26 protein-coding genes, 1 tRNA gene and 3 pseudogenes are annotated in these 21,396 nt (G+C 64.7%); 13 read left to right on the forward strand and 17 right to left on the reverse strand.

What is annotated here, in order from left to right; all coding sequences use genetic code 11:
- Positions 1-903: 903 nt before the first annotated feature.
- From AB4061_RS38120 to AB4061_RS38130, 3 genes are all read right to left on the reverse strand, one after another.
- Positions 904-1,284 carry a RidA family protein gene (locus AB4061_RS38120; RefSeq protein WP_441641272.1) on the reverse strand — a complete coding sequence of 127 codons (381 nt, stop codon included), beginning with the start codon at positions 1,282-1,284 and terminating at the stop codon, positions 904-906.
- Between the two features lie 195 nt (positions 1,285-1,479).
- Positions 1,480-2,436 carry a prolyl aminopeptidase gene (gene pip, locus AB4061_RS38125; protein WP_441641273.1) on the reverse strand — a complete coding sequence of 319 codons (957 nt, stop codon included), beginning with the start codon at positions 2,434-2,436 and terminating at the stop codon, positions 1,480-1,482.
- Positions 2,437-2,587: 151 nt separating this feature from the next.
- Positions 2,588-3,286: a DUF2076 domain-containing protein gene (locus tag AB4061_RS38130; protein WP_441641274.1), complete on the reverse strand. Its 699-nt coding sequence runs from the start codon at positions 3,284-3,286 to the stop codon at positions 2,588-2,590.
- Positions 3,287-3,574: 288 nt separating this feature from the next.
- On the opposite strand from AB4061_RS38130, the gene AB4061_RS38135 reads away from it, so the two are divergent.
- Together AB4061_RS38135 and AB4061_RS38140 are read left to right on the forward strand one after the other, a co-directional pair.
- Entirely contained in the window at positions 3,575-4,012 is a 438-nt protein-coding gene (locus AB4061_RS38135; protein WP_441641275.1) for a YciI family protein, read from the forward strand.
- Between the two features lie 133 nt (positions 4,013-4,145).
- The gene (locus AB4061_RS38140) at positions 4,146-4,487 is read left to right on the forward strand and encodes a hypothetical protein (protein ID WP_441641276.1); all 342 of its coding nucleotides are present in this window, start codon (positions 4,146-4,148) and stop codon (positions 4,485-4,487) included.
- Positions 4,488-4,576: 89 nt separating this feature from the next.
- On the opposite strand, the gene AB4061_RS38145 is transcribed toward AB4061_RS38140, so the two are convergent.
- From AB4061_RS38145 to AB4061_RS38165, 5 genes and pseudogenes are all read right to left on the reverse strand, one after another.
- Positions 4,577-5,272: a pentapeptide repeat-containing protein gene (locus AB4061_RS38145; RefSeq protein ID WP_441641277.1), complete on the reverse strand. Its 696-nt coding sequence runs from the start codon at positions 5,270-5,272 to the stop codon at positions 4,577-4,579.
- Positions 5,273-5,338: 66 nt separating this feature from the next.
- Complete coding sequence (locus tag AB4061_RS38150; protein WP_441641278.1) at positions 5,339-5,914, reverse strand: TetR/AcrR family transcriptional regulator; 576 nt, start codon at positions 5,912-5,914, stop codon at positions 5,339-5,341.
- 103 nt (positions 5,915-6,017) lie between these two features.
- A pseudogene (locus AB4061_RS38155) lies at positions 6,018-6,278 on the reverse strand (TAXI family TRAP transporter solute-binding subunit); the annotation flags it as partial.
- Positions 6,257-6,406: a hypothetical protein gene (locus AB4061_RS38160; RefSeq protein WP_441641279.1), complete on the reverse strand. Its 150-nt coding sequence runs from the start codon at positions 6,404-6,406 to the stop codon at positions 6,257-6,259. The pseudogene AB4061_RS38155 and the gene AB4061_RS38160, both read right to left, overlap by 22 nt.
- An 85-nt stretch (positions 6,407-6,491) precedes the next feature.
- On the reverse strand, positions 6,492-6,842 hold the full coding sequence (locus AB4061_RS38165; RefSeq protein ID WP_441641280.1) for a DUF1428 domain-containing protein: 351 nt from the start codon (positions 6,840-6,842) through the stop codon (positions 6,492-6,494).
- 336 nt (positions 6,843-7,178) lie between these two features.
- Here AB4061_RS38165 and AB4061_RS38170 point away from each other — a divergent pair.
- Together AB4061_RS38170 and AB4061_RS38175 are read left to right on the forward strand one after the other, a co-directional pair.
- Positions 7,179-7,265: transfer RNA gene (locus tag AB4061_RS38170), tRNA-Leu, on the forward strand.
- Positions 7,266-7,407: 142 nt separating this feature from the next.
- Positions 7,408-7,815 carry a hypothetical protein gene (locus tag AB4061_RS38175; RefSeq protein WP_441641281.1) on the forward strand — a complete coding sequence of 136 codons (408 nt, stop codon included), beginning with the start codon at positions 7,408-7,410 and terminating at the stop codon, positions 7,813-7,815.
- Positions 7,816-7,877: 62 nt separating this feature from the next.
- Here AB4061_RS38175 and AB4061_RS38180 read toward each other — a convergent pair whose 3' ends face one another.
- The 5 genes from AB4061_RS38180 to AB4061_RS38200 form a co-directional block, all read right to left on the reverse strand.
- Positions 7,878-8,252: a hypothetical protein gene (locus AB4061_RS38180; protein WP_441641282.1), complete on the reverse strand. Its 375-nt coding sequence runs from the start codon at positions 8,250-8,252 to the stop codon at positions 7,878-7,880.
- 97 nt (positions 8,253-8,349) lie between these two features.
- The gene (locus tag AB4061_RS38185) at positions 8,350-8,718 is read right to left on the reverse strand and encodes a c-type cytochrome (RefSeq protein ID WP_441641283.1); all 369 of its coding nucleotides are present in this window, start codon (positions 8,716-8,718) and stop codon (positions 8,350-8,352) included.
- Positions 8,719-8,777: 59 nt separating this feature from the next.
- Positions 8,778-9,701 carry an NADP-dependent oxidoreductase gene (locus AB4061_RS38190; protein WP_441641284.1) on the reverse strand — a complete coding sequence of 308 codons (924 nt, stop codon included), beginning with the start codon at positions 9,699-9,701 and terminating at the stop codon, positions 8,778-8,780.
- Positions 9,701-10,129 (reverse strand): nuclear transport factor 2 family protein, encoded by a 429-nt coding sequence (locus tag AB4061_RS38195; RefSeq protein WP_441641285.1) that lies wholly within the window; start codon positions 10,127-10,129, stop codon positions 9,701-9,703. The genes AB4061_RS38190 and AB4061_RS38195 overlap by 1 nt, the downstream gene beginning before the upstream one ends.
- Positions 10,126-11,031 carry a pirin family protein gene (locus tag AB4061_RS38200; protein ID WP_441641286.1) on the reverse strand — a complete coding sequence of 302 codons (906 nt, stop codon included), beginning with the start codon at positions 11,029-11,031 and terminating at the stop codon, positions 10,126-10,128. Before AB4061_RS38200 ends, AB4061_RS38195 begins: the two co-directional genes overlap by 4 nt.
- Before the next feature lie 99 nt (positions 11,032-11,130).
- Between AB4061_RS38200 and AB4061_RS38205 the strand changes: the two genes are divergently transcribed.
- The gene (locus AB4061_RS38205) at positions 11,131-12,039 is read left to right on the forward strand and encodes a LysR family transcriptional regulator (RefSeq protein WP_441641287.1); all 909 of its coding nucleotides are present in this window, start codon (positions 11,131-11,133) and stop codon (positions 12,037-12,039) included.
- A 118-nt stretch (positions 12,040-12,157) separates the two neighbouring features.
- Positions 12,158-12,352, forward strand: a complete 195-nt coding sequence (locus tag AB4061_RS38210) for a hypothetical protein (protein ID WP_441641288.1) — start codon at positions 12,158-12,160, stop codon at positions 12,350-12,352.
- Positions 12,353-12,386: 34 nt separating this feature from the next.
- On the opposite strand, the gene AB4061_RS38215 is transcribed toward AB4061_RS38210, so the two are convergent.
- Both AB4061_RS38215 and AB4061_RS38220 read right to left on the reverse strand, forming a co-directional pair.
- Complete coding sequence (locus AB4061_RS38215; RefSeq protein WP_441641289.1) at positions 12,387-13,211, reverse strand: copper chaperone; 825 nt, start codon at positions 13,209-13,211, stop codon at positions 12,387-12,389.
- A gap of 8 nt (positions 13,212-13,219) precedes the next feature.
- Entirely contained in the window at positions 13,220-13,984 is a 765-nt protein-coding gene (locus AB4061_RS38220; protein WP_441641297.1) for a DUF899 domain-containing protein, read from the reverse strand.
- A gap of 140 nt (positions 13,985-14,124) precedes the next feature.
- Between AB4061_RS38220 and AB4061_RS38225 the strand changes: the two genes are divergently transcribed.
- From AB4061_RS38225 to AB4061_RS38235, 3 genes are all read left to right on the forward strand, one after another.
- Positions 14,125-15,345 (forward strand): helix-turn-helix domain-containing protein, encoded by a 1,221-nt coding sequence (locus tag AB4061_RS38225; RefSeq protein WP_441641290.1) that lies wholly within the window; start codon positions 14,125-14,127, stop codon positions 15,343-15,345.
- Positions 15,346-15,422: 77 nt separating this feature from the next.
- Positions 15,423-16,109 (forward strand): Vgb family protein, encoded by a 687-nt coding sequence (locus AB4061_RS38230; RefSeq protein WP_441641291.1) that lies wholly within the window; start codon positions 15,423-15,425, stop codon positions 16,107-16,109.
- A gap of 97 nt (positions 16,110-16,206) precedes the next feature.
- On the forward strand, positions 16,207-16,776 hold the full coding sequence (locus tag AB4061_RS38235) for a hypothetical protein (protein WP_441641292.1): 570 nt from the start codon (positions 16,207-16,209) through the stop codon (positions 16,774-16,776).
- A gap of 57 nt (positions 16,777-16,833) precedes the next feature.
- Here the strand turns inward: AB4061_RS38235 and AB4061_RS38240 are convergent, their stop codons facing one another.
- Positions 16,834-17,064 (reverse strand): hypothetical protein, encoded by a 231-nt coding sequence (locus AB4061_RS38240; RefSeq protein ID WP_441641293.1) that lies wholly within the window; start codon positions 17,062-17,064, stop codon positions 16,834-16,836.
- A gap of 381 nt (positions 17,065-17,445) precedes the next feature.
- On the opposite strand from AB4061_RS38240, the gene AB4061_RS38245 reads away from it, so the two are divergent.
- The gene (locus tag AB4061_RS38245; RefSeq protein WP_441641294.1) at positions 17,446-18,195 is read left to right on the forward strand and encodes a carbon-nitrogen hydrolase family protein; all 750 of its coding nucleotides are present in this window, start codon (positions 17,446-17,448) and stop codon (positions 18,193-18,195) included.
- Between the two features lie 87 nt (positions 18,196-18,282).
- On the opposite strand, the gene argC is transcribed toward AB4061_RS38245, so the two are convergent.
- A complete protein-coding gene (gene argC, locus AB4061_RS38250) occupies positions 18,283-19,212 on the reverse strand; it encodes an N-acetyl-gamma-glutamyl-phosphate reductase (RefSeq protein ID WP_441641295.1) in 930 nt (309 codons plus the stop codon).
- A 141-nt stretch (positions 19,213-19,353) separates the two neighbouring features.
- Between argC and AB4061_RS38255 the strand changes: the two genes are divergently transcribed.
- The 3 genes and pseudogenes from AB4061_RS38255 to AB4061_RS38265 form a co-directional block, all read left to right on the forward strand.
- Positions 19,354-20,238 carry a LysR family transcriptional regulator gene (locus AB4061_RS38255; RefSeq protein ID WP_441641296.1) on the forward strand — a complete coding sequence of 295 codons (885 nt, stop codon included), beginning with the start codon at positions 19,354-19,356 and terminating at the stop codon, positions 20,236-20,238.
- Positions 20,239-20,345: 107 nt separating this feature from the next.
- Positions 20,346-21,035, forward strand: a pseudogene (locus AB4061_RS38260) (ABC transporter substrate-binding protein); the annotation flags it as partial.
- A gap of 136 nt (positions 21,036-21,171) precedes the next feature.
- A pseudogene (locus tag AB4061_RS38265) lies at positions 21,172-21,396 on the forward strand (cupin); the annotation flags it as partial.

Below are 21,396 nucleotides of genomic sequence, written 5' to 3' on the forward strand. Positions count from 1 at the left end.
TCCATAGGGGCCCGCAGGCTTGACCTGCATGAGGCCGGATATAAGGCTGCAACCAAATCCTCGCCGAGCATCATGAGATGATTTACCTGGCAAACCGGGGCGCGTTCATATAAGTAACCAAAAGAAAGCGATCCTTGCAGGAGGCTGGCGTGGCGTCATTGGGGACCCCAATGGTTTCGTCGTACGGCCCCGGGTGCWAATGGACTCGTGCCGTTACCAGTTTAGACCACCACGACCCAGCCAATGTCCAAGGATTCGTGGTGGTCCCCCCGGTAGCGCCCACCACGAACTTCACGCCGTCTGTCGCTCGCGGAGTGGCCGGCCACGAAGTTGCAAGCGTCGCATTTCCGTCGTGGGCGCGGTGGCACCGGATTGATAGGCCGAAGAATTCTCTCACCGCGCCCACCCCACCACGAAACCATCAYAGCGTGATATATCGTGGCGCTTCGAACCGGTACCGGAAGATGTGTGAATGAGCAGGGATGCCGCTACCGAGCAGCCTCACCACGAAACCAGCGCCATGCGCAGGATCGTGGCCATTCAAACCGGTAACGGCATGAGGCTATTAAAACCCGGGGCCTGACGACGAAACCACCGGGCTACGCAACCCCGACAAGCCAGCCTCCTGCAAGGATCGCTTTCTCTTGGTTACTTCTCTTTACGAGTAAAGAGAAGTGACATCTCACACGTTCCAAAACGGCCAACACCGTACAGCCGCGCCAGCAGCTAGAAGCAGTAAAACCCCGCCCACAAGAGACACCCCCCGCGTCAGCGGGGCTAAAAGCGAGCAAGTATCGAGGGAGGGAGATCGAGGCATGCTCTAGGCGAGAGCGGCAGGGCGAGTTGTGCCACCCCCCTCCCGCAACCAGGGGTTGTGGCCGCTCGCAGCCACGCACCACCACCTCAGCCACTAAACACCGCAATACACTCCACCTCCACCCTGGCCCCAAGCGCCAACCCATTCGCCCCAAGCGCACTGCGCGCCGGATAGGGCGCCTGGAAGAACTCCTTGTAGACCTCGTTGAACGCCTGCCATTCGCTGATGTCGGCCAGGAAGATGGTGCATTTGGCGACGTGCTTGAGCGACAGGCCGTGTGCTTCCAGTGTGATGCGGATGTTCATCAGCGCCTGCTTGGCTTCTTCGCGGATGCCGCCGGGCACCAGGCGGGTGCTGCCGTGGACGATGCCCATCTGTCCCGAGAGGTAGAACGTATCGCCAACGCGCACGGCTTCGGAGAAGGGCAGCCCTGCGGGGAGGACTTTGCCGGAGTTCAGGAATTCCATAGTGCACCCTGTCGGTGAGAGCTTTGAATGCCGCTTTGCTATCCGCCGGCCAATGCGCAGCGGGGTGGTGGCAGTGCGGTCTTCAAGTCTAGGACACGGGTGTTCAAGACCCCAACCGCCGGCCATCAAAAGTCCGCTTCGGCGCGGTCGGCGCTGTCGGTGCTGTGCCTCCCAGGGCTGGCAGCACCTGGACGATCATTGCGCCGCGGCAAAACGGTCGGTGGCGGCAATCAGCTGATCCAGGATACCGGGCTCGGTCCAGGCGTGCCCCGCCCCTTCAATCAGATGCAGTTCCGAGCCCGGCCATGCCTGGTGCAGCGCATAGGCGTAGCGGGCCGGGCAGGGCATGTCGTAGCGCCCGTGCACGATCACGCCGGGGATGCCGGCAAGGCGATGCGCGTCGCGCAGCAACTGGCCGTCTTCCAGCCAGGCGAGATGGGTGAAGTAGTGGTTTTCCAGCCGCGCAAACGCCAGCGCGAAATGGCCGTCGTCATGCTTGGCGCTGTTGGCGGGGTCGGGCAGCAGGGTGATGGTCTCCCCTTCCCACACGCTCCATGCGCGGGCGGCCTCCAGCTGCTTTGCGGTATTGCTGCCGGTCAGCACCTTGCGGTAGGCGGCCATCATGTCGCCGCGTTCGGCTTGCGGGATGGGCGCCTGGAAGCGGGCCCATTTCTCGGGGAATACCTCGGATACGCCGTACTGGTAGTACCAATCCAGTTCCGCACGGGACGCGGTATAGATCCCGCGCAGCACCAGTTCGCTGGTCCGCTCGGGGTGCTTTTGCGCATAGGCCAGCGCCAGCGTGGAGCCCCAGGAGCCGCCAAAGACCAGCCAGCGCTCTACGTTGGCGAGCTTGCGCAGGCGCTCGATGTCGTCCACAAGGTGCCACGTGGTATTGGCCTCCAGCCCCGCGTGGGGCGTGGAGCGGCCGCAGCCGCGCTGGTCGAACAGCATGACGTCGTAGCGCGCCGGATCGAACAGGCGGCGGTGGTCGGCCGATATGCCGCCACCGGGGCCGCCATGCAGGAAGACGGCCGGCTTGGCACCGGGTGTGCCGACGCGTTCGTAGTAGACCACGTGGCCGTCGCCGACATCTAGCGTGCCGGTCTCATAGGGTTCGATGGCGGGATAGAGCAAGTGAGGTTGCGGCATGGATCGGGTTCCCAGGGTGCGAGCGTAGCGCAAGAAGTGCAAGAGTGTATCGCCGTTGCCGGTGCCATCTCCACCCCGGGTGCCGCGGTTCAATCAGCGCGGCGGGGCCGCCAGGCCGCTGCCATGCACACCTGGCAAGCCCCCGAACACGCTAGGCGTTCCAGGTGTCGTCGCTCAGGAAGTCGTCGTTGCCCGATGCATCATCCAGAAGACCACTGTCCAATGCCGCATCCGGCGAGCCCAGCGGCGAGCGGTCGTCATTGCCGTAGTAGTTGTTGACGACCGTCTCCGTTGGCTGCGCGCCTGTGCCTGGCTGTCCCAGCAAGCCGCTTGCGCTGTTGCCATTGCCGTTGCGATGGAACATGTTCTCGATGCCCTGGAACAGGAGCGCGCCGCCGGCCACGCCGGCTGCCGTCGTGGCAATGCCGCCCAGCGTGCCGCCCAGGCCACCACTCAGGAATCCGGGCCGGGATGGCTGCGCGGGCGCGGGCTGGGCCGCCTGGAAGGCCTGCGGCACTGTCACGGGCGCGGCCATCGGCGGCGGCATGACGGGGCTGGGTGCCACGCGGTTGGCACTGTTGCCCCAGGCGTTTTCCGGGTCGAGGAAGCGATTGGCGCCGTTGGCCTGCGCCATCTGCAACTGGCTCTGCAGCGTGGAGATCTGCGTCTTTGCCGTGGCCAGGGCATGGTCAAGCATCATGGCGCGCTGGACCAGCAGGTAGGCGGCATCCGGCTGCCTGGCGACCGCGTCGGCGATGAGGGCGTCCGCCTGGGGATCCTTGGCGCTAGCCCTGGCCTGCGTGAGTTGGGTCAGGAAGCCTTCCAGCGCTTGCATCTCTTGGGGGGTCATGGCAGCTCCTATCCGGGATCCGGGTTGTCTTGTGTGATCGCAGTCTACGGGCCGAGTCTTAAGCGAGGCTTAAAGAACCCGATCGGATGTGATTGTCGCGCCTCGCGGGTGAATCAGGCCAAATCCGGCCAAAATGGGCCGGGTCGGGCCGGGCCGGCTCCCCGCCAGATATTTTGAAGGTGGTGTCGATTTCCGGTATCCCGATTCGTCGTAGTATCAGAGCCGCCCGTCAATCCTGATCCGGTTTCAGGACGTGCGGCACCCTCAATTCACTCAAGGAGAGCGACGATGCGTGTCATGGTGATGGTCAAAGCAACGAAAGAGTCAGAGGCTGGCGAAATGCCCAGCACGGAGCTGCTTACCGCAATGGGCAAATTCAATGAAGAGCTCGTCAAGGCGGGCGTGATGCTCGCGGGCGAGGGCTTGCACCCGAGTGCCAAAGGCAAGCGGGTGCAATTTTCTGGCAGCCAGCGGTCCGTGGTCGATGGACCGTTCGCAGAGACCAAGGAGGTGGTTGCGGGGTTCTGGCTGTGGCAAGTCAAGTCCATGGAAGAGGCCGTCGAATGGGTCAAGCGCTGCCCCAACCCCATGCAAAGCGACTCCGAGATCGAGATTCGCCCGCTGTTCGAGCTCGACGATTTTGGTGCCGAGCTCACGCCAGAGCTGCGGGCCCAGGAGGAGCGCCTGTGGGCGGAGGCGCAAGACGCTGCGAAGAGGACGCGCTAAGGCTAAGCCAAGGCCAGGTCATGGCAGTGTTGATGCCGTGTTGAGGCCGTGCTGCGGCATGGGCACCAAGGCGCTCGGGCGGCGCCTTCCTGCTCTAGACTTGGCTTCTTCCACCTCACCATCAGGGAATTGAATGCCAAAACTGCAAAGCATATGGGCCCGGCATGTCTCGGCGGGCGCGATCGTGTTCGCAACGCTCATGGCGGGATGCGCCGCCCAGCCCACCGCCAGCGCGGTGCCTGACCCGGGCCCGCAGGGCGGCCGCGGCACGCCGGAGGGTTGCCAGGCGGACAAGCTTGGCGATGAAGCCCTGATCGGTAAAAGCGAGGCCAATGCCGTCGCCTTGCTCAACGGCTGCGCCTGGCGATTTGGTGATCGGGAAGGCCAGCATATGCCCGGCACCATGGACTACAACCCGCAGCGCCGCACGCTGGACGTCAAGGACGGCAAGGTGACCGCGGTACGCCGGGGGTAGGCCGTACCAAGGCCTGGAGCGCGTCGTGCTTCGCGTCGTTCTTCGCGTATCGGACGCGATCCGCATAGCCTTGTGCCTTGTGCGGCCATTCAGCTGACGCGGATACCGGCTTGGCCGACAATCTCCGCGGCTTGTTCAACCGAGATGATGGCGCCCTTGAACGAAGCCGCGGCAGACATCAGGTTCAGTCCGCCCAGCTCGGCGAGGCGGAGGTCCGCGCCATCGAAGCGGGCTTGCTTCAGGTTGGCGCCGCGCAGGCTGCCGCCGTCGAACAGCGCATCCCGGAAGTCGCAGCCGGCGAGGTCGGCATCGGACAAGTCGAGCTGCTCCAGGTGTTGCTTGCGGAATGACAAGCCGCGCAGGTCGCTGCCGACGAGCAGGCTGCTGTGGAACACCAGGCCCAGGGTGGCGGCCTCGCGGAACCGGGCGCCGGTCAGCTTGGTTTCCGTGAAGATGGCGCTGGACAGCCGCGCGCGGTCCCATTGCGTGTTGTTCAGGTCGCTGCTGCAGAATCGTGCTTCTGCTGCGTCCACCAGCGTGAAGTCGGCGCCGGCAGCCTTGCAGCGCATCCACTTCGACTCGACGAGCTTCGCCCTTTTCAGTTGCGCACCGGCAAAGGTGCACATCAGGAATTCCACGGACGAAAAATCCAGCCCGCCGAGGTCTTGATCGTCAAAGCCGCATTGCTCGAAACGTAGCTGGGCCGGACGTTGCGCAAGAATTTCAACGATGCCATTGCGCGAGAGTGTGGTGTTGCTGATGGTGTGGGGAGTGGGGGCGGGCATGGAATTCGCGGTGGGAGCGTGGGTAGCGCTCCAGGTCAATGTGGCCTGTCTTGTCAGTCAGCCTGATCAGGAGGTGGCCCTGTCGCACATGTCTAGCAACAGGGCAAGCAGGCGCGCCTTGCGTGCCCCATCGACGTCATAGACCTCGAACATCTCGGCAAACCACATGCCATCCGCCGCCAGCCGGCAGATGAGGAGCTGGTCTTCGGCGGCGGTGCCGGCGAGGTCATGCGCGAGGGCGTCCGTCATGCGCTCGCTCCATGCCTGGCGGCAGGAGGGGAGCGTCAAGGCCAGCATGGCGATGGCACGCTGCGTTCCGATCGCGTTGTTGGAAGCCGTATCGTCGAAACACGTCTTGATGTAGGCGCGGGCATGTTTGCCAGGACGATCTGGCTCGGCAGACAGCGCGTGTTGATAGGTCTTGTCGAATTCCTCGAGGAGCTGGTCTCTCAGCGCTTCGAGCAGGGCATTCTTGCTGCGGTAGTGATACTGCAGCCCGCCTTTGGTCACGCCGGCGCGCTGTGCCACCAGGTCGAGCGTCACCGATTCAGGGCCTTGGGAGACCAGCAGGTCCCGCATCACGGATAGGCACTGGGTTCGGATCAGTTCGGGGTTCTTGGGGCGCTTGCTTGCTTCGGACACGATGAATCCAGCCAGATGGATTTATTATTCTAGCATTGTCGCAGCCATCGGCACGACCACGTTGTCCGAGGCGGCGCCAAAGGACGCGCTGCCGTATCCGTGGCTACGCTTTCCCCTTCGCCGCCGCCTGGGCAATCCGGTCCCGTACGACGCCGATTGCCTGCTTGAGCGCGTAGGCATCCTCAAAATAGCGCTCCGGAATCCGTATCCGGCTGGCATGCGCATCGATGTTCTCGATTTCATCGCGCCATTGCGCAATCTGGTTTGGGGTCGGCTGCGTGTTCGTCCATATTTCATCTTCCAGCGCCTTGATCTCCCGATACCAGGCCACGAGCCGGTTTTTTATCCGCGCTTGCGCCATGCGTTCAGCATCTCCGCGTGCAGGCGGTACAGGCGCACGGTGTCGTTCCAGCCCGGGACGATCGGCAGGCAGTTGGCCGTCTGCGCTTCACAGCCACCGAACTGCATCGTGATCGATCCGTCGCCGGCCATGGACAGGGCGGCGGTGCTCCTGCGGCCAAAACGAACCCAGCCCGGGAACCCCGGGCAAGGTCCATCACGCACCGCCGCCAAGCCACTAAGCGTTGACGATCATCTCGAAACCGCCAAAGATCATCCGCTTGCCGTCGAACGGCATCGGTCCCTGGCTGCGCAGCCTGGGATCTTCCATCGAGGCCTTCATGCCTTCGTCCCGGACCTTGCGCGATGGCCAGGTGATCCAGGAGAAGACCACGGTCTCGTCCTTCTCCAGCTTGACGGCCATCGGGAACGAAGTGAGCTTGCCTTCGGGCACATCGTCGCCCCAGCATTCGACCAGCCCCAGCGCGCCATGATCCTTGAACACCACGGCGGCGGCCTCGGCGTGCGCGCGGTAGATGTCGCGCTTGGCTGTGGGCACGGCGACAACAAATCCATCGATGTAATGCATGTCCGATCTCCTTTGGGATTGCCTGCGAAGCGGCGAGCCTTGCGCGCGCCGTCATTGGGACGACGAACGGGAGCCGTCGAAATCGACAGGGCATGGAAGCAATGCTAGAGAAAAATACGCAGGGCCGGGAGGGCGGCCAACCGGCGTGGGCCGTGCACGGTGCGCCAAGTGATGGATGGAAATCTTTCCGGCTGCTTGTCCATTTCCCTGGACTGGGCGGACACCAGCAGGGCCGGCAGCGGGCGATGCCCGGGGAAAACTGTACTTTTCTTCTGATTCAGCGCGGCCAGCACTTGCAAATTTCGTTGCGTTGGGTAGAATTCGCAGCCTCACCTAGCCCAGGTGGCGAAATTGGTAGACGCACTAGGTTCAGGTCCTAGCGGTGGCAACACTGTGGAGGTTCGAGTCCTCTCCTGGGCACCAAGATTGAAAGCAAAAGGCCTGCATCCGTGCAGGCCTTTTGCTTTTTTGTTTCCGCCGCATCGTGTTACGCGTGCGGCGCGCGCATCAGCATCCGAATTCACTTGATGTAACATCATCCGACGCATTTAGCCGAGGAACGGGAATGTCAAAAGGTCAGGTACGGGTACGGGCATGGCTGGTTGCCGCGATGGCGGCGCAATTGCTGTCAGCCTGTTCGGGCGGCGTGACCGCGAATTCCATCCAGGCGATGGATCCGAAGCGCGTGCACTCCAAGGCCAGCGTAGGCGACCTGGTGCTGTGCCTGAAGCAGCGGCTGGGCGACGACGCCACCGTGATCGCGTACCCGGAACCCGGCAAGGTCGATATCCGGGTCGGGCGTGCGGACGCGGATGAATACAAGTTCTTCCACCTGGTCAGCCTGCGCCGCGCTACCGAGGGCGCCGAGGGCACCGACGTCGAGATCCGCAGCTCCGGGGAATGGCACCCCATGCTGAGCGCCAGCCGCATCTCCGGCATGGTGGAAGACTGCACGCCGGGAAGAGCGCACTAAGCGGAACGCAGAATCCTTGCCGGCGCGCCGCAATGCAGCAAAGCGGCTATGGCGCTATGCCGTTACGGCTCCATCGTGCGCAGAAGGTGCTCCTGCAATTGCGATAATTCAAGCGCGATGCCGTCAGGGAACCCCTGGCGGCCGCCGCGCTTGTCGATCAGCAGGTCGGCCAGGTAGGCCGATAGCGCGGCTGGGTCAGCCCAAAGCGCTGCCAGCTGGTTGCCGATGCGCGGATAGCTGCGGCACAGCTCCAGGGGCCGCGCCTGCGGTGGCAGCACGGCCAGCCATTTGAGCGCGTTGGCCGTGAGGGTTTTCGCTTCCGCGGATTCGGGTTGCCGCTGGCCAGTCCAGTCGGGCTTGCCATGCGTGGGCACGGCGCCATCCAGGATCAACCTCGCTTCCTCGACGGTAACAAACTCGAATGAGAGGGGTTCCATGCCAACTCCGGATCAGATCTGTTGGGAGCGCCATGCCTCGTGGCGCTGGCACCTATTCTATCGGTTACGGAGCGTTTGAATCTTTCTGTAGCGCTTGCTACTGGTACGCATGCAGGTAGGCCAGCAGGTCCGCGATCTGCCGCTCATTGCTGATCCCCCAGAAGCGCATCCTGGTGCCGGGCACAACCTTGCTGGGCGACTGGATAAACGCGCTCAAGGTTTTCTCGGACCACACAACGCCCGATGTCTTCATCTCGGGGGAGTACTTGTAGTCGGTCGTGGCGCCGGCGACCCTGCCAAAGATCCCATTGAGCTGGGGGCCAAACGCGGCGCGCGCCGAGGGCCCGACGCTGTGGCAGGAGGCACACTTCGAGGTGAATACCGCCTTGCCGGCCTGCGCGTCGCCGGCGGCCTGCGCGGTTGCGTGCAAGGCCAGCGCCAGGGTCAACAATGCGGCTTTCTTCATGGACGGATGCGGGGCAAAGGAGCAACCCGGCATTATATTCGCCGAGGCAGTGCGGCTCCCTATGCCGTCTGGATGACCACCTTGCCGCGCACATGCCGAGCCATGCTCTTTGCCATTGCCTCGCCAGCATCAGCGAGTGGATAGGTGGCGTCGATTTCAGCGCGCAGCTTTCCGGACGCGTACAGCGAGGCCAGCGTGTGGAGCTGGGCGCCATCGGAGCGCGTCGCAAAGTGCTTTCCCGCTGCGCCGGCTTCCTGGGCGCGCCTGGCATCCGGTGGGCTGACGGTGGAGACCAGCACGCCGCCGCGCTTGAGTACCGGCCAGGAACGCTGTTGCGTGTCGCTGCCGACCAGGTCGAGGACAAGATCGATGCCTGCAACCTTGGTGGCAAAGTCCTCCGCAGTGTAGTCGATCACCTCCGCCGCCCCCAGTTCCCGCAGGTAGCCCCGGTTGGCGGCCGAAGCCRTGCCGATCACCTGTGCGCCGGCCAGGTTTGCCAGTTGCACGGCCGCGCTGCCGACGCCGCCGGCAGCGGCATGGATCAGGACTTTCTGTCCTGCCTGCAGCTTGCCGTGCTCGTGCAGCGCCTGCCAGGCAGTCAAGCCAGCCGCGGGAATACTGGCGGCCTCCAGGAACCCGAGATGCTTCGGCTTGCGGGCAAGGCGCCCGGCCTCCACCACGGCGCGGGTTGCATAGCCACCGACGATGCCGATGAATCCCAGCACTTCGTCGCCCGGCGCCAGCGTGGTGACGTTGCGCCCGACCGCGACGACAGTCCCGGCCGCATCCACCCCGGGCGTGAGGGGCAACGGTAGTGGAATGAACGCCTGCATGGCCCCGCTGACGATCTTCCAGTCGATCGGGTTGACCGAGGTGGCGGCCACATCGATCAGCACCTCGTCGTCGCCAGGGCGGGGATCATCGAGTTCCTGCAGTACAAGTGAATGGGGGCCGCCGTAAGCGGCTACACGGATGGCTTTCATCAAAGGCTCCTTGAGGTAATGCCCACAATCGGGGTGTCCAGCGCCAGTGCAGCCTGCACGGGGTCGAAGTACTCGCGCAGGTGCGCGATCCTGCCGTCGCTGGCGGTCAGAAAAACGACGTACTCCTGCCGGTAGACGCGCCCGGTCRACTTGATCAGCCCTCCGGCATGCACTCGCGCAACGGCTTGCTGGGGATCCGCCGCGGGCAGGATCTGCGCGTCGAAGAAGCGGAAGTCGGAGACCGCGCCGATGAACCAGGAGACATGGCGGATCACCGCGTCCCGGCCGCTCAATCGCGCCGGATGCCCGATGCCGGGCGCGTAGGGCAACTCCCACACGATGTCCTCGGCAATCAGTTCCTGCCATTGCTGGTTGTCATCAACCAGCCACCGGAGGTGTTGCCGCAATAGCTCTGCTGCGATGTTCATGATGTTCTCCCTGCGGGTGGGCCATCGGCATGTAGCTGCATGCCGACCCTGGCGATTTCGGCCTCGCCCTTGCGCAGCGCGTCGTTCGACGTATGGACGGAGTAGTAGCCAAGTGCCAGGTCGTGCGGATGGGGAACGGCTGACGCGACGATGAAATCCGCATCGGTTTCGGCAGTGAAATCGAGCGCGTCCTCGGACTGCGTGAAGACCGCGAGTTCGTCCTTCAGCCGCTCGCCGCCAGTCGCCAGCGTGCCGCGGTTGACGTGTGCCCAAGCCACGGTGTGGCCGGCGGGCGCCTGGTAGCGCCAGCTCTCGCCAGCGGCCAGGCGCACGTGCAGCAGTGCCGCCCCGGATGGCGCGGCTACCGGGCTGTCCCTGCCAGCCAGCGAGCCGAGTATCACGCGCGCCGGTCCGCTGCGCGGCACGGACGACGCAGGCAGGTATTGGCTGTGCGGGGTGCCGTTCTCCAGGCTGCGCGGCAGGGCAAGCCATAGCTGGTAGCCCTGGAGGCGGTCGCCCTTCGCAGGGCTGGCTGAGTGCCAGATGCCGTTACCCGCCCGCATCCATTCCAGGCCGCCCGCCATCAACACGCCGGCCGCGCCGGTGGTGTCCTCATACTGCAGTTCGCCCTCGAGCAGCACGGTGAGGGTGGCAATGCCCGAGTGCGGGTGCATGGGGAACAGCGCGTCGCCGGAGGGAGCGAAGTCGAAGTAGTCGAGGAAGACAAAAGGCTTGATCAGCTTGCCAACGTCGCCGGGACTGACGATCCGCGAGACGGCGCCATGGCGGTGGCCACCGGTGCGAAGCACGATGCCACGGTTGTTTGCCGCATCCGGCCGTGCGGTGCGGTGATGGATCCGGGCCGGCTCCCCGGCATGTCGGGCGTGCGCTGCGTTTTCCATGAAAGTCTCCTTCGGTGATCGCATGACCAAAGATTAGGTACTCGACATCTCTCTTGGTAGCCTATATTTCTCGATGAGATCCATCTAAGGAGTAGATACATGCTCGACGGCGTATCCCTGGACCAGCTCCGCACCTTCATCGCTGCCGCCGACGAGGGCAGTTTCTCCGCGGCGGGGCGCAAGCTGCGGCGCGCGCAGTCGGTGGTCAGCCATACGCTGGCCAACCTGGAGGGGCAGATCGATGTGCAGTTGTTCGATCGCAGCGGCCGCTACCCGCGCCTGACGGAGCAGGGAACCGCGCTGCTGGCGCAGGCGCGTGTGGTGGTGGGCGGCATGGACGGCTTCAAGTCGAAGGCGCGCACCATTGCCGAAGGGCTCGAACCCGAGCTGTCGGTGGTGGTGGATGTCATGTACCCGATGGCCCCGCTGACGGGGGCGGTCGGCGAGTTCCGCGACGCGTTTCCGCATACGCCGCTGCGCTTGTATGTCGAGGCACTGGGCGCGGTCATGCGCCCGGTGCTGGAGCGCGTTTGCCGGCTCGGCATCAGCGGATCGATGCCGGCCGTTCCCGAGACGCTGGACGCGGAAAAGCTGCTCGACGTGCCGATGGTGACCGTGGCCGCGCCCTCGCATCCGCTGGCATCGCGCAGGGGTGTGATCCGGGTACGGGAGCTGGAGGAGCACGTGCAATTGGTCCTGACCGACCGCACCACGCTGACCGAAGGGAAAACCTTCGGCGTGTTCTCGCCGCTGACCTGGCGCCTGGCCGACCTGGGCGCCAAGCATGCCTTCCTGCGCGCCGGCTTCGGCTGGGGGCACATGCCAGCGGCCATGGTGCAGGGGGATCTCGATGCGGGCGAGCTGGTCACCCTGCGGCTGGAGAGCTTTCAGCCGCGTACGCCGCCGATCGCCATGTTCGCGGTCTACCGCAAGGACACGCCGCCCGGCCCCGCCGGCCGCTGGTTCCTCAACCGGCTGATGCACACGTCGCAGCGTCCGTCGAAATAGGCGCTGTCGCGGATCCGTGCCCGCTTCCGTGCCCACTATCCGGGGCGCCTCCACAAATCATCGCGCTCGCGCGTGCCAGGCGCTAGAATCCGCAAACATCTATTAGGTGGGTGCATCAATGCCGCGCGAGAATTTTGCCATGGCGCTGCATGCGGATGCGGGTACGGTCGAGCTGACGACCTCGGGCTATCTGGTCGGCTTCAGCCTGGGCCAGCTGTTGTGGGCCCGGTCGGCGATCAGCAGCCTGCTTTGCGCACGGCTGCCGCTGCCGTCCACCGGCGTCATGCCTGGCACGGCAGCGGCAGCGAGCTGAGGCACGGCATCGGCGTGCGCTTGAACATGGCGTCTCACGCCAGCGCGATCAGGATCAACCCTGCCCCAATGACGACGGCGCCGATGGCGCGCGCGGCGCGTTCGCCGGCCGGTGCGAGACGCTCGACGGTGATGGCTGCCGTCACGGCAGCCATCACGCGCAGGTCCATGATCCCGATGACAAGGAGGATCGCCGTCAGGCCGGCACAGCTGCAGCTGCAGTGCAGGCCGAGGGTCAGGCCGAGCTGCAGCCCATTTCGCCACGCCGTGCCGGCGTGCCCCCGCAGCCCGCGGCCGGGCCCAGGTGCCTCTCGGCAGCAGGCAAGGTGGTGGGCCTTCCAGGCGGTGAACTGAAATGCGCCGGCGCTCAGGACTACCACGCCCGACATGAGCGGAGCCGCGCGTGCCAGCGCCGGCAGCCGCATCTCGAGCGCCGCCAGCGCAGCACCCAGCGCAAAGACGGCCATGCCGAGCACGGCCCACACGACGAAGTACCCCACGCCCACCAGCGCGGTCAGCCGGCCCAGGCGCGTCGGGCCTGTCGTGCCGGCGGCCTGGCGGTAGCGCCACAGCATGGGCACCAGGGAAGGCAGCATCATCGCCGCCATCATCACGACCCACATGCCGAGGAATGACGCCGCAACGCCGGGCCACGTCTGTCCGCACATCCGCATCCACGCCATCGACATCGTCCAGCCGCCGGGCATCGGCATCGCGCCCATCGCCGACATGGACGCGGACCAGGCGATCGTCACCGCCGTGCAGGCGGAGAAGAGCAGCGCGCAGACGCCCAGGAAGGCTCGCTCTGAGACCAAGCTTCGTGGAGCCTGCGCTCCCCGGGATGCGTCCGCGTTGCCCATGGCTTGGCTCAGCGCTCGCCGTACTCGTCGTGGCGGCGCCACCAGATGCCCGTCTCGTTGCGCCCCTTGGGGGCGCGGTCGAGCCATTGGTACATGCCCCAGAGGCCGTCCACCCCGCGCGCATAGGTGGAGTAGGTGTGATAGACCACGCCATCCTCGAGCACGAACGCGCTCAGGCCCGGCCGATCGCGCGAGTACGTGGCTGCGTCGGTGCCGCATGTGGCTGCGAACTGGGCGACGGGCTCCGGGGCCGGTGCTGCGTCCATCGCGTGGCCACCGCGCTGGTAGTTGTATTCGATGCCGCCCTCGCGCTGTTGCGTCTCGGTGAAGGAGACGTTGGCATCGAAGTTGAAATCGCTGCCGAACGAGGACGCCCAGGGAAACGTCCACCCCATTCGCCGCTTGTACGCCTGCAGTTTCGCCAGCGGTGCGCGCGACACTGCCGTCAGCGTGACGTCGTGGTTCGCCAGGTGAACCACGACGCCGTTGAACCCGTCCGCGATCGACGAGCAGGACGGGCACCCCGCCGTGTAGTCGGGCCCGAACATGAAGTGGTAGACAAGGAGCTGCGAGCGCCCCCGGAAGAGGTCTGCCAGCGAGGCGCTGCCTTCGTCGGTCTCGAACCGGTACGCCTTGTCGACCCGGACCCACGGCAATGCCTGGCGTCGCCGCGCCAGCTCATCGCTGCGCCGCGTCAGGTCCTTTTCCGCCTCGAGCAGCTCGAGCCGCGCTGCCAGCCACGCCTCGCGTGTCGCGGTCATGTGTTGCGTCATCATGCTTTCCTCCGTTGGGTGTCCATCGTCGCTCACTCAGTGCTCAGTGCTAGGTACGATGTACGGGTTGGTGGTCGTGATAGATTAGTGCCGGGCATCCGAACGATGGGAGTGACAAGTGTGGCGCGATTGGGATTCAGATGGATTCGCTGATCACGGCCGCGGCGCGCGCGCTCGCGGCGGGTGACCCGCTCGGCGCGCTGAACCGGGTCGCCTTGCGCGACGACGCGCCAGCGCTTGCGCTGCGCGGCATCGCGATGGCGCAGCTTGGCGATCTCGTGCGCGCGAAGGCGCTGGTGCGAAGCGCGGCGCGCGCCTTCGGCCCGAAAGAGACCGTGGCCCGGGCGCGGTGCGTCGTCGCCGAGGCCGAGATCGCGCTGGCCTCGCGCGACCTGAGCTGGCCGGCAAAGACGCTCGACGCGGCGCGCGCAACCCTGGAGGCGCACGGCGACCGGGTGAACGCCGCGCATGCGCGGTTTCTCGAAGCCCGGCGCCTCCTCCTGATCGGGCGCCTCGACGAGGCCGAGCTTGCGCTGGCCCAGCTCGATCCCGCGCCGTTTCCGCCCGCGTCCAGCGCCGCCCATGCGCTGGTCGTCGCGGGGATTGCGATGCGGCGCCTGCGCACGCAGGCGGCACGCGCAGCGCTTGCCCGGGCCGAGCGCGCCGCGCGCCACGCCGGCATCCCCGCGCTGACGGCGGAGGTCCAGAGCGCATTCCTCGTCCTGAAAACGCCCGCGGCGCGCCTGATTGCGCGTGGCGAGGAGCGGTTTCTCCTGCTCGATGAGGTGGAGGCATTGCTAGTGTCCAAGGCGCTCGTCGTCGACGCGTGCCGTCATGCCGTGCGTGACGCGGACACGGTGGTTTCGCTGGCAAGGCGTCCGGTGCTGTTCGCGCTCGCACGCGCGCTGGCCGAAGCGTGGCCCGCGGACGTGCCGAGGGACGCGCTCGTTGCGCGGGCATTCCGCGCCAGGCACGCCGATGAGTCGCATCGCGCGCGGCTACGCGTTGAAATCGGGCGGCTTCGCACGGTGCTCGGGCCGCTGGCCGGCGTGAGTGCGACCCAGCGCGGGTTTGCGCTGGTGCCGCACGTCGCCCGTGAGGTTGTCGTGCTGGCGAGGCCCGTCGACGAGGCGCATGCGGCAGTGCTCGCCTTCGTTGCGGACGGCGAATCATGGTCTAGCTCGGCCCTGGCGGTGGCCCTTGGCGCCAGCCAGCGCACCGTGCAGCGGGCGCTCGACGCGCTTGCGGCAGCCGGCAAGGTGCAGTCGTTTGGCCGCGGGCGGGCGCGCCGCTGGCTGACGCCGCCCGTGCCGGGATTCGCGACGACCTTGTTACTCCCCGCGCCACTGCCGGGTGACTAGAATGCACTTCATGGATTGCACTTCATAGAAAGCACTGCATAGAAAGCACTTCACTGCAGCATGACGAGGATGGAAACATGAAACGATCAGCGGCCGACATCATCCGTGAGTATGGTCCCTTTCCGGGTGTCGACAGCGTGCATGGGGTCACGTATGACGGCCAGCAAGTCTGGTTTGCCACCGGCGACAAGCTGATCGCGCTGGACCCGGCGAGCGGGAAGACGCTGCGCTCGATGGATGTCGCCGCACACGCAGGAACGGCCTTCGATGGCCAGCACCTGTTCCAGATCGCCGAGGATCGCATCCAGAAGATCGATCCGCAGACCGGCCGCGTGGTCGCCACGATTCCGGCGCCCGGCGGCGGCAACGACTCGGGACTCGCATGGGCCGAAGGGACGCTCTGGGTGGGTCAGTACCGGGAGCGGAAAATCCATCAGGTCGATCCCCAAACCGGGGAGATTCTTCGCACCATCGAGTCCAATCGCTTCGTCACCGGGGTCACCTGGATCGAGGGAGAGCTCTGGCACGGCACCTGGGAAGGCGAGCAGAGCGAGTTGAGGCAAGTCGATCCCCGAACGGGAAAGGTCCTGGAGAGCATCGAGATGCCAGCCGGCGTCGGCGTGTCGGGGCTCGAATCCGATGGCGGCGACCAGTTCTTCTGCGGTGGCGGAAGCAGCGGGATGGTAAGAGCCGTGCGCCGGCCCGGGCGAAGCGGTGCGGCCGGCAGCGGCTCCGGGATCCCCGTCGACGCCGCTAGCAAGTAACCGAGGCGCCCCTCACGGGCGAGGGTGGCGGCTTGAGGCGCCGCCAGATGCCCGTCGCTAAACGGTATATACTGTTTAGCCTGTTTTTGATTTGAGAATGACCGTGAATTCACCCATCATCAAGCCGCCGACGAAAGAGGTCTTTCATTTCCCGACGAGCGCGCCGGTAGCCGACGGCAACGCAGCCGCCCCCAAGGGGAAGGCGCCAAGGGGCTCGGGTAGCAAGAAGGCCGTGACCAAGGCCGCAACCAAGGCCGCAACGAAGGCCGCAACGAAGGCCGCAACGAAGGCCGCAACGAAGGCCAAGACCAAGGCTGCACCGAAGGCCGAGACCAAGACTGCGACGAAGGCCGAGACGAAGGCCGAGACGAAACCCCAGAAGAGCAAGCCATCGAAGGCGGAAGCTCGCGCCGATGCGGCCGTGCCGAAAAAAGTGCAGGGCGCCAAGAAGGAAAAGGTACTGCGCGACAGCTTCACGATGCCGAAGTCCGACTACACGAAGCTTGCCGAGCTCAAGCAGCGGTGCCTGGACGCGGGTGTGCACATCAAGAAGAGCGAGATCCTGCGCGCCGGATTGCTGCTGCTTGCCGCAAGCTCGCCGGAGCAATTGCTGAGCGCGGTCTCAAAAGTCGAAGCCATCAAGACCGGGCGTCCCGCCAAGGCCTGAGCGGCGTGCCAGGGGCGGCGGGTTCCGGTTGCAGCCCGCCGTCGCCGAAACATCGGCCTATCCGTGTTTTGCCATGTCCTCGAACTTGGCAAATACCCGAGCCTGGACAGCATCCATGACGGCGAGGATCCGCGCATCGGCGGGCGCACTTGCTGTCACGCCAGTCGCGTCTTTCGGTTTCGAGCCGACCGGATAGCACACAAACTCCGTATCGAACCTGCCTGCCGATTCCTTCTTCAGGCGCCGGTTGAGTGCCTTCAGGTATTGCTTCTTGGTGGTCTTTGACATAGGTGCCTCGGTCCTCCATGCGGTTGCAAATAGCGGGGCGCGAGCGTCGTGACGCATGGTCCCCGTTTTCGTTGAAGTGCTTCCACGATTCTCTTCTTTGCCAAGAGTAGAACATAGTCCAGGAAGCTCCCGTTGGTCAAATGTGCGTCCGCAGGCTGCTGGTGGTGGCTCATTGCACGCTCTGAGTTTGCCTGCACGGCCGATCCCGGCCAGGCTTGTTCGCCATCGGTGTCGGGATCGTCGACAATCCCGATGCACTTGTTCGGTTGCGTTCCGCACTTTGTGCGGCCTGGGCGGCACAGGGCGATGTGATGGCGCTCGACCGATACCGAGCCGCATTTCCGGACGTCTTATCTGATTGACCGTTGAGAGATCCCCACGATGTCAGCGTCTTTCGTCGTAGCAGCAGCCCAATCCATTTCCGTCGCCGGTGACATACAGCAGAACGTCGACCGGCATCTCTCGTTTCTACGCGAAGCCGCCGCGAGACACGCGCGCCTGGTCGTCTTTCCCGAGCTGTCGCTGACCGGATACGAGAGCACCATTGCAAGCGAAGTCGCAATCCACGACGACGACGCGCGGCTCGCGCCCCTGCGTCACGAATGCACGCGAAGCGGACTGACCGCCGTCGTGGGCGCTCCCTTGCGCTTCGACGATGGGGTGCGGATCGGCGCGCTGACGTTGACCCCGGACGGCAAGGTCACCAGCTATACGAAGCAATACCTGCATCCAGGAGAAGACGCGACCTTCGCGCCCGGATCAGGCGGGCCGCCGATTTCCGTTGACGGCGAGACTGTCGCGCTCGCCGTTTGTGCGGACACGGGCCATCCAGAGCATGCAGCGCAAGCGTCCACCATGGGCGCGATCCTGTACGCGGCAGGCGTGCTATTCACCGCGAACGGTTACGCCGCGGATACCGCGTTGCTCCGGCGCTATGCGGCACAGCACCGCTTCGCCGTATTGATGGCTAACCACGGCGCAGACACAGGCGGATGGCCATCCATAGGCAAGAGTGCCGTTTGGGACGAGGACGGCCGCTGCGTCGTCGCAGTGGACGGACCAGGGGCCGCGCTGGTCATCGCGAGCAGGGCCGACGCCGGCTGGCACGGTGAAGTCGTCTCGTTGCGATGAACCAATTTGAGTGGTGCATCTGTATCGCCACGCCGTGCGGGGGGCCGGGCAAGCGAAGCGTGTCGACCGCTAGCCCGACCTCGGCCACTATTGCCGCGTGAGCATCAGGTTCAGGTTCTGAACCGCAGCGCCGGATGCGCCTTTGCCAAGATTATCGAACACCGCGGACAGCAGGACGTGCCCGTGTTCCATGTTAGGAAATACGCTTAAGCGCATGTCGTTCGTACCGTTCAGCGCCTGTGGATCCAGGTGCTTCAAGACGGACGATTCGTGCAGCGGCAACACACGTACATGGGCCGCCTCGGCATAGTGGCGTGCGAGGCATGCGTGTAACGTGGCGCCATCCACGTGGGGCGCCAGCAGCCGCAACTCCAGGGGCACCGTCAGCACGATGCCCTGGCGGAACGCACCATACGCAGGGACGAAGATGGGACGCTGCGCGAGCCCGGCGTGCTGCTGGATCTCCGGGGGGTGCTTGTGCGCGAGTTCCAGACCATATACCTGGTATGAAGGCGCGCTGCCGGCACCTTGCCCCTCATGTTCCTCCACGCCGGCACGCCCGCGTCCGGAGTAGCCCGACACCGCATGCATGCTGATGGGGTAGTTGCCTGGTATGAGCCCAGCCTGCAGCAGGGGACGCAGCAAGCCAATGGCACCGGTCGGATAGCAACCGGGATTGGTGACCCGACGTGCGTTGGCAATGCGCTCAGCCTGTCCCTGCGTCATTTCCGGAAATCCGTAAGTCCAGTCCGGATGTGTGCGGTGGGCGGAACTTGCGTCAATTACCCTGACGGCAGGATTCACAATGGCGTGCACCGCCTCGCGCGCGGCGGCATCAGGCAAACAGAGGATGGCGATGTCGCAGGCGTTGATGGCTTCCGCGCGACGCCGCGGATCTTTGCGTTCCGCAGCGGCAAGCGTGAACAGCCTAAGGTCGGTCCGGTTGCGCAGCCGTTCGTGGATTTGCAACCCGGTGGTGCCTTGGTCGCCGTCGATGAAAACAACGGGAGAGCTCATACGTGAAATACTCCGGTGACTGTGGGTTGTACTGTGGGTTGTGACAAGTAGAACGAGCCCCTATGTTCCATGGAGCGCTAGAATAGGGACAGTTGTATTTCATAACGTGGATATTCAGTTTTTCTGAATCTGGACGCCGACATGCGAGAGATCAGCCTGGACCGTTTGCGCACACTGGTCGCCATTGCCGACCGTGGCTCGTTTGCCGATGCGGCGCGTGCATTGCACCTGGCGCCGCCAACGGTCAGCCTCCACATTGCTGAGCTTGAAGACCGCATTGGGGCTCCACTCCTGTCACGCAAGCGCGGACATGTCAGGCCGTCGGCGATAGGAGAGGTGCTGGTGGGGCGCGCGCGTCGACTGCTGGCCGATGCGGAGCAGGCGTTAGACGATATTCAACGTCAGGTGCAGGGGCTCGAAGGGCGCGTGCGGCTCGGTGCGTCGACCGGCGTGATCGCGCACCTGTTGCCGCAGGCGCTTGAGGTGCTGCGCGAGCACCATCCCGCTATCGACATTCAGGTTGCAGTACTCACTTCGCATGAAACGCTGTCCCGGCTGGCGGATGGAACGCTGGATGTTGGCCTGATCGCACTGCCTCAGCCCCCGGCGGCTGGACTCGTGATAAAGCCTTGGCGCCGCGACCCCGTGATGGCCTTTGTGCCGGCGCATTGGCGGTGTCCGGCCCGCGTCACGCCTGAATGGCTCGCCGCCCAGCCTCTCATTCTCAATGACGCAACCACGCGTCTCTCGCGTCTGACTGCGGAGTGGTTCGCGACCGGGGGGCACCATCCTGCGCCGCGCATTCAGCTCAACTACAACGACGCGATCAAGAGTCTGGTAGCGGCAGGTTACGGCGCAGCGCTGTTGCCCCATGAGGCCACTACGCCATTGCCCGACAGCCGCATTGTCATGCGTGCGCTGCGCCCGGCGTTGTGGCGTCGGCTTGGCATTGCACATCGTGCGGGGTACGTTGAGCGTTCCACGCAACACGTACTTGATGTGTTGTGGGATCTGCGATTGGCGTAGGCGTTGCCGGCCACAGAAGTTGCCAATTCCGAAGTTCGCCGACTTCGCTGGACTCCTACCCCGTCGGCAGGGCACTTCCTCCCTCGCTGTATAGCCATGTCAAGACCGATGCGCGGGTGCGCAATGCCATCAGCATGGCCATCAACCGGCAGGGCATCAAGGACCGTCTGATGGAAGGCCTGTCGGAGCCTACCAACAGCCTGGTGCCGTCGACTCTGTTCGGCTACAACCCTGACCTTAAGCCGGTCAAGTACGAGCCGGAGCGGGCCAGGAAACTGCTGGCCGAAGTCGGCTACCCCAACGGCTTTGGCCTGACGCTCCATACTCCGAACAACCGCTATGTCAACGACGAGCAGATCGCCGAGACCATTGCGCAGAACCTCACGCGTATCGGCCTCGTGACCAAGGTGGAAGGCATGCCGATGGCCACGTACGCGTCCAAGGGCATCAAGCACGAATGGTCGTTCGGGCTGAGCGGCTTGGGCGCGCAGACCGGAGAAGTCAGTTCGCCGCTGCGCGCGTTGCTGGCCTGCGTGGACAATAAGAGGGGCTTCGGTACATACAACTGGGGTGAATACTGCAATCCCAAGATGGATGTCGTGCTGGAGAAGGCGCTGGCAACCGTGGATGACAACGAGCGATCCAAGCTACTTCAGGAGGCGACCGAAATTGCCCTCAACGAAGGCGGCATCATCCCGATCCACTTGCAGGTGACTACCTGGGCCACGCGCAAGGGCATTATCTATGCGCCCCGTACTGACGAGCGGACCCTCGCATATTTCTTCAAGCCGCAGTAAGGAAGGTCGCTGATTCAGTGCTTGCGGGTTTTCCCTCAATTCTGGGCACGGATCGCGGTGAGACAATCCAGCCGTATCGCACGAATTATGCATCGTAGCGATCCAATGCTCGCAGACCAACCGAAGGGAGATGAATATGCATCGCTTTGTCGCTCTTTCCGCTGTCCCAATTGCTTTTGCCTGTGGCTACCTTACAGCCCATACGGGACTGCCGCCGGCCCACGCGCAAATCCCGCCCGCCACATTGGCGCCGCAGATCGTCAACTTGGTCGCCATGAGCAATGAAGACATCGGACCGCAGGTTCCCAATATGGGCACGCTACGTACGAAAGGGCTGGTGGCGACGCCACAAGGGACCGTT

The sequence above is a fragment of the Cupriavidus sp. YAF13 genome (genome assembly GCF_052113425.1).
Taxonomy (GTDB): Bacteria; Pseudomonadota; Gammaproteobacteria; order Burkholderiales; family Burkholderiaceae; genus Cupriavidus.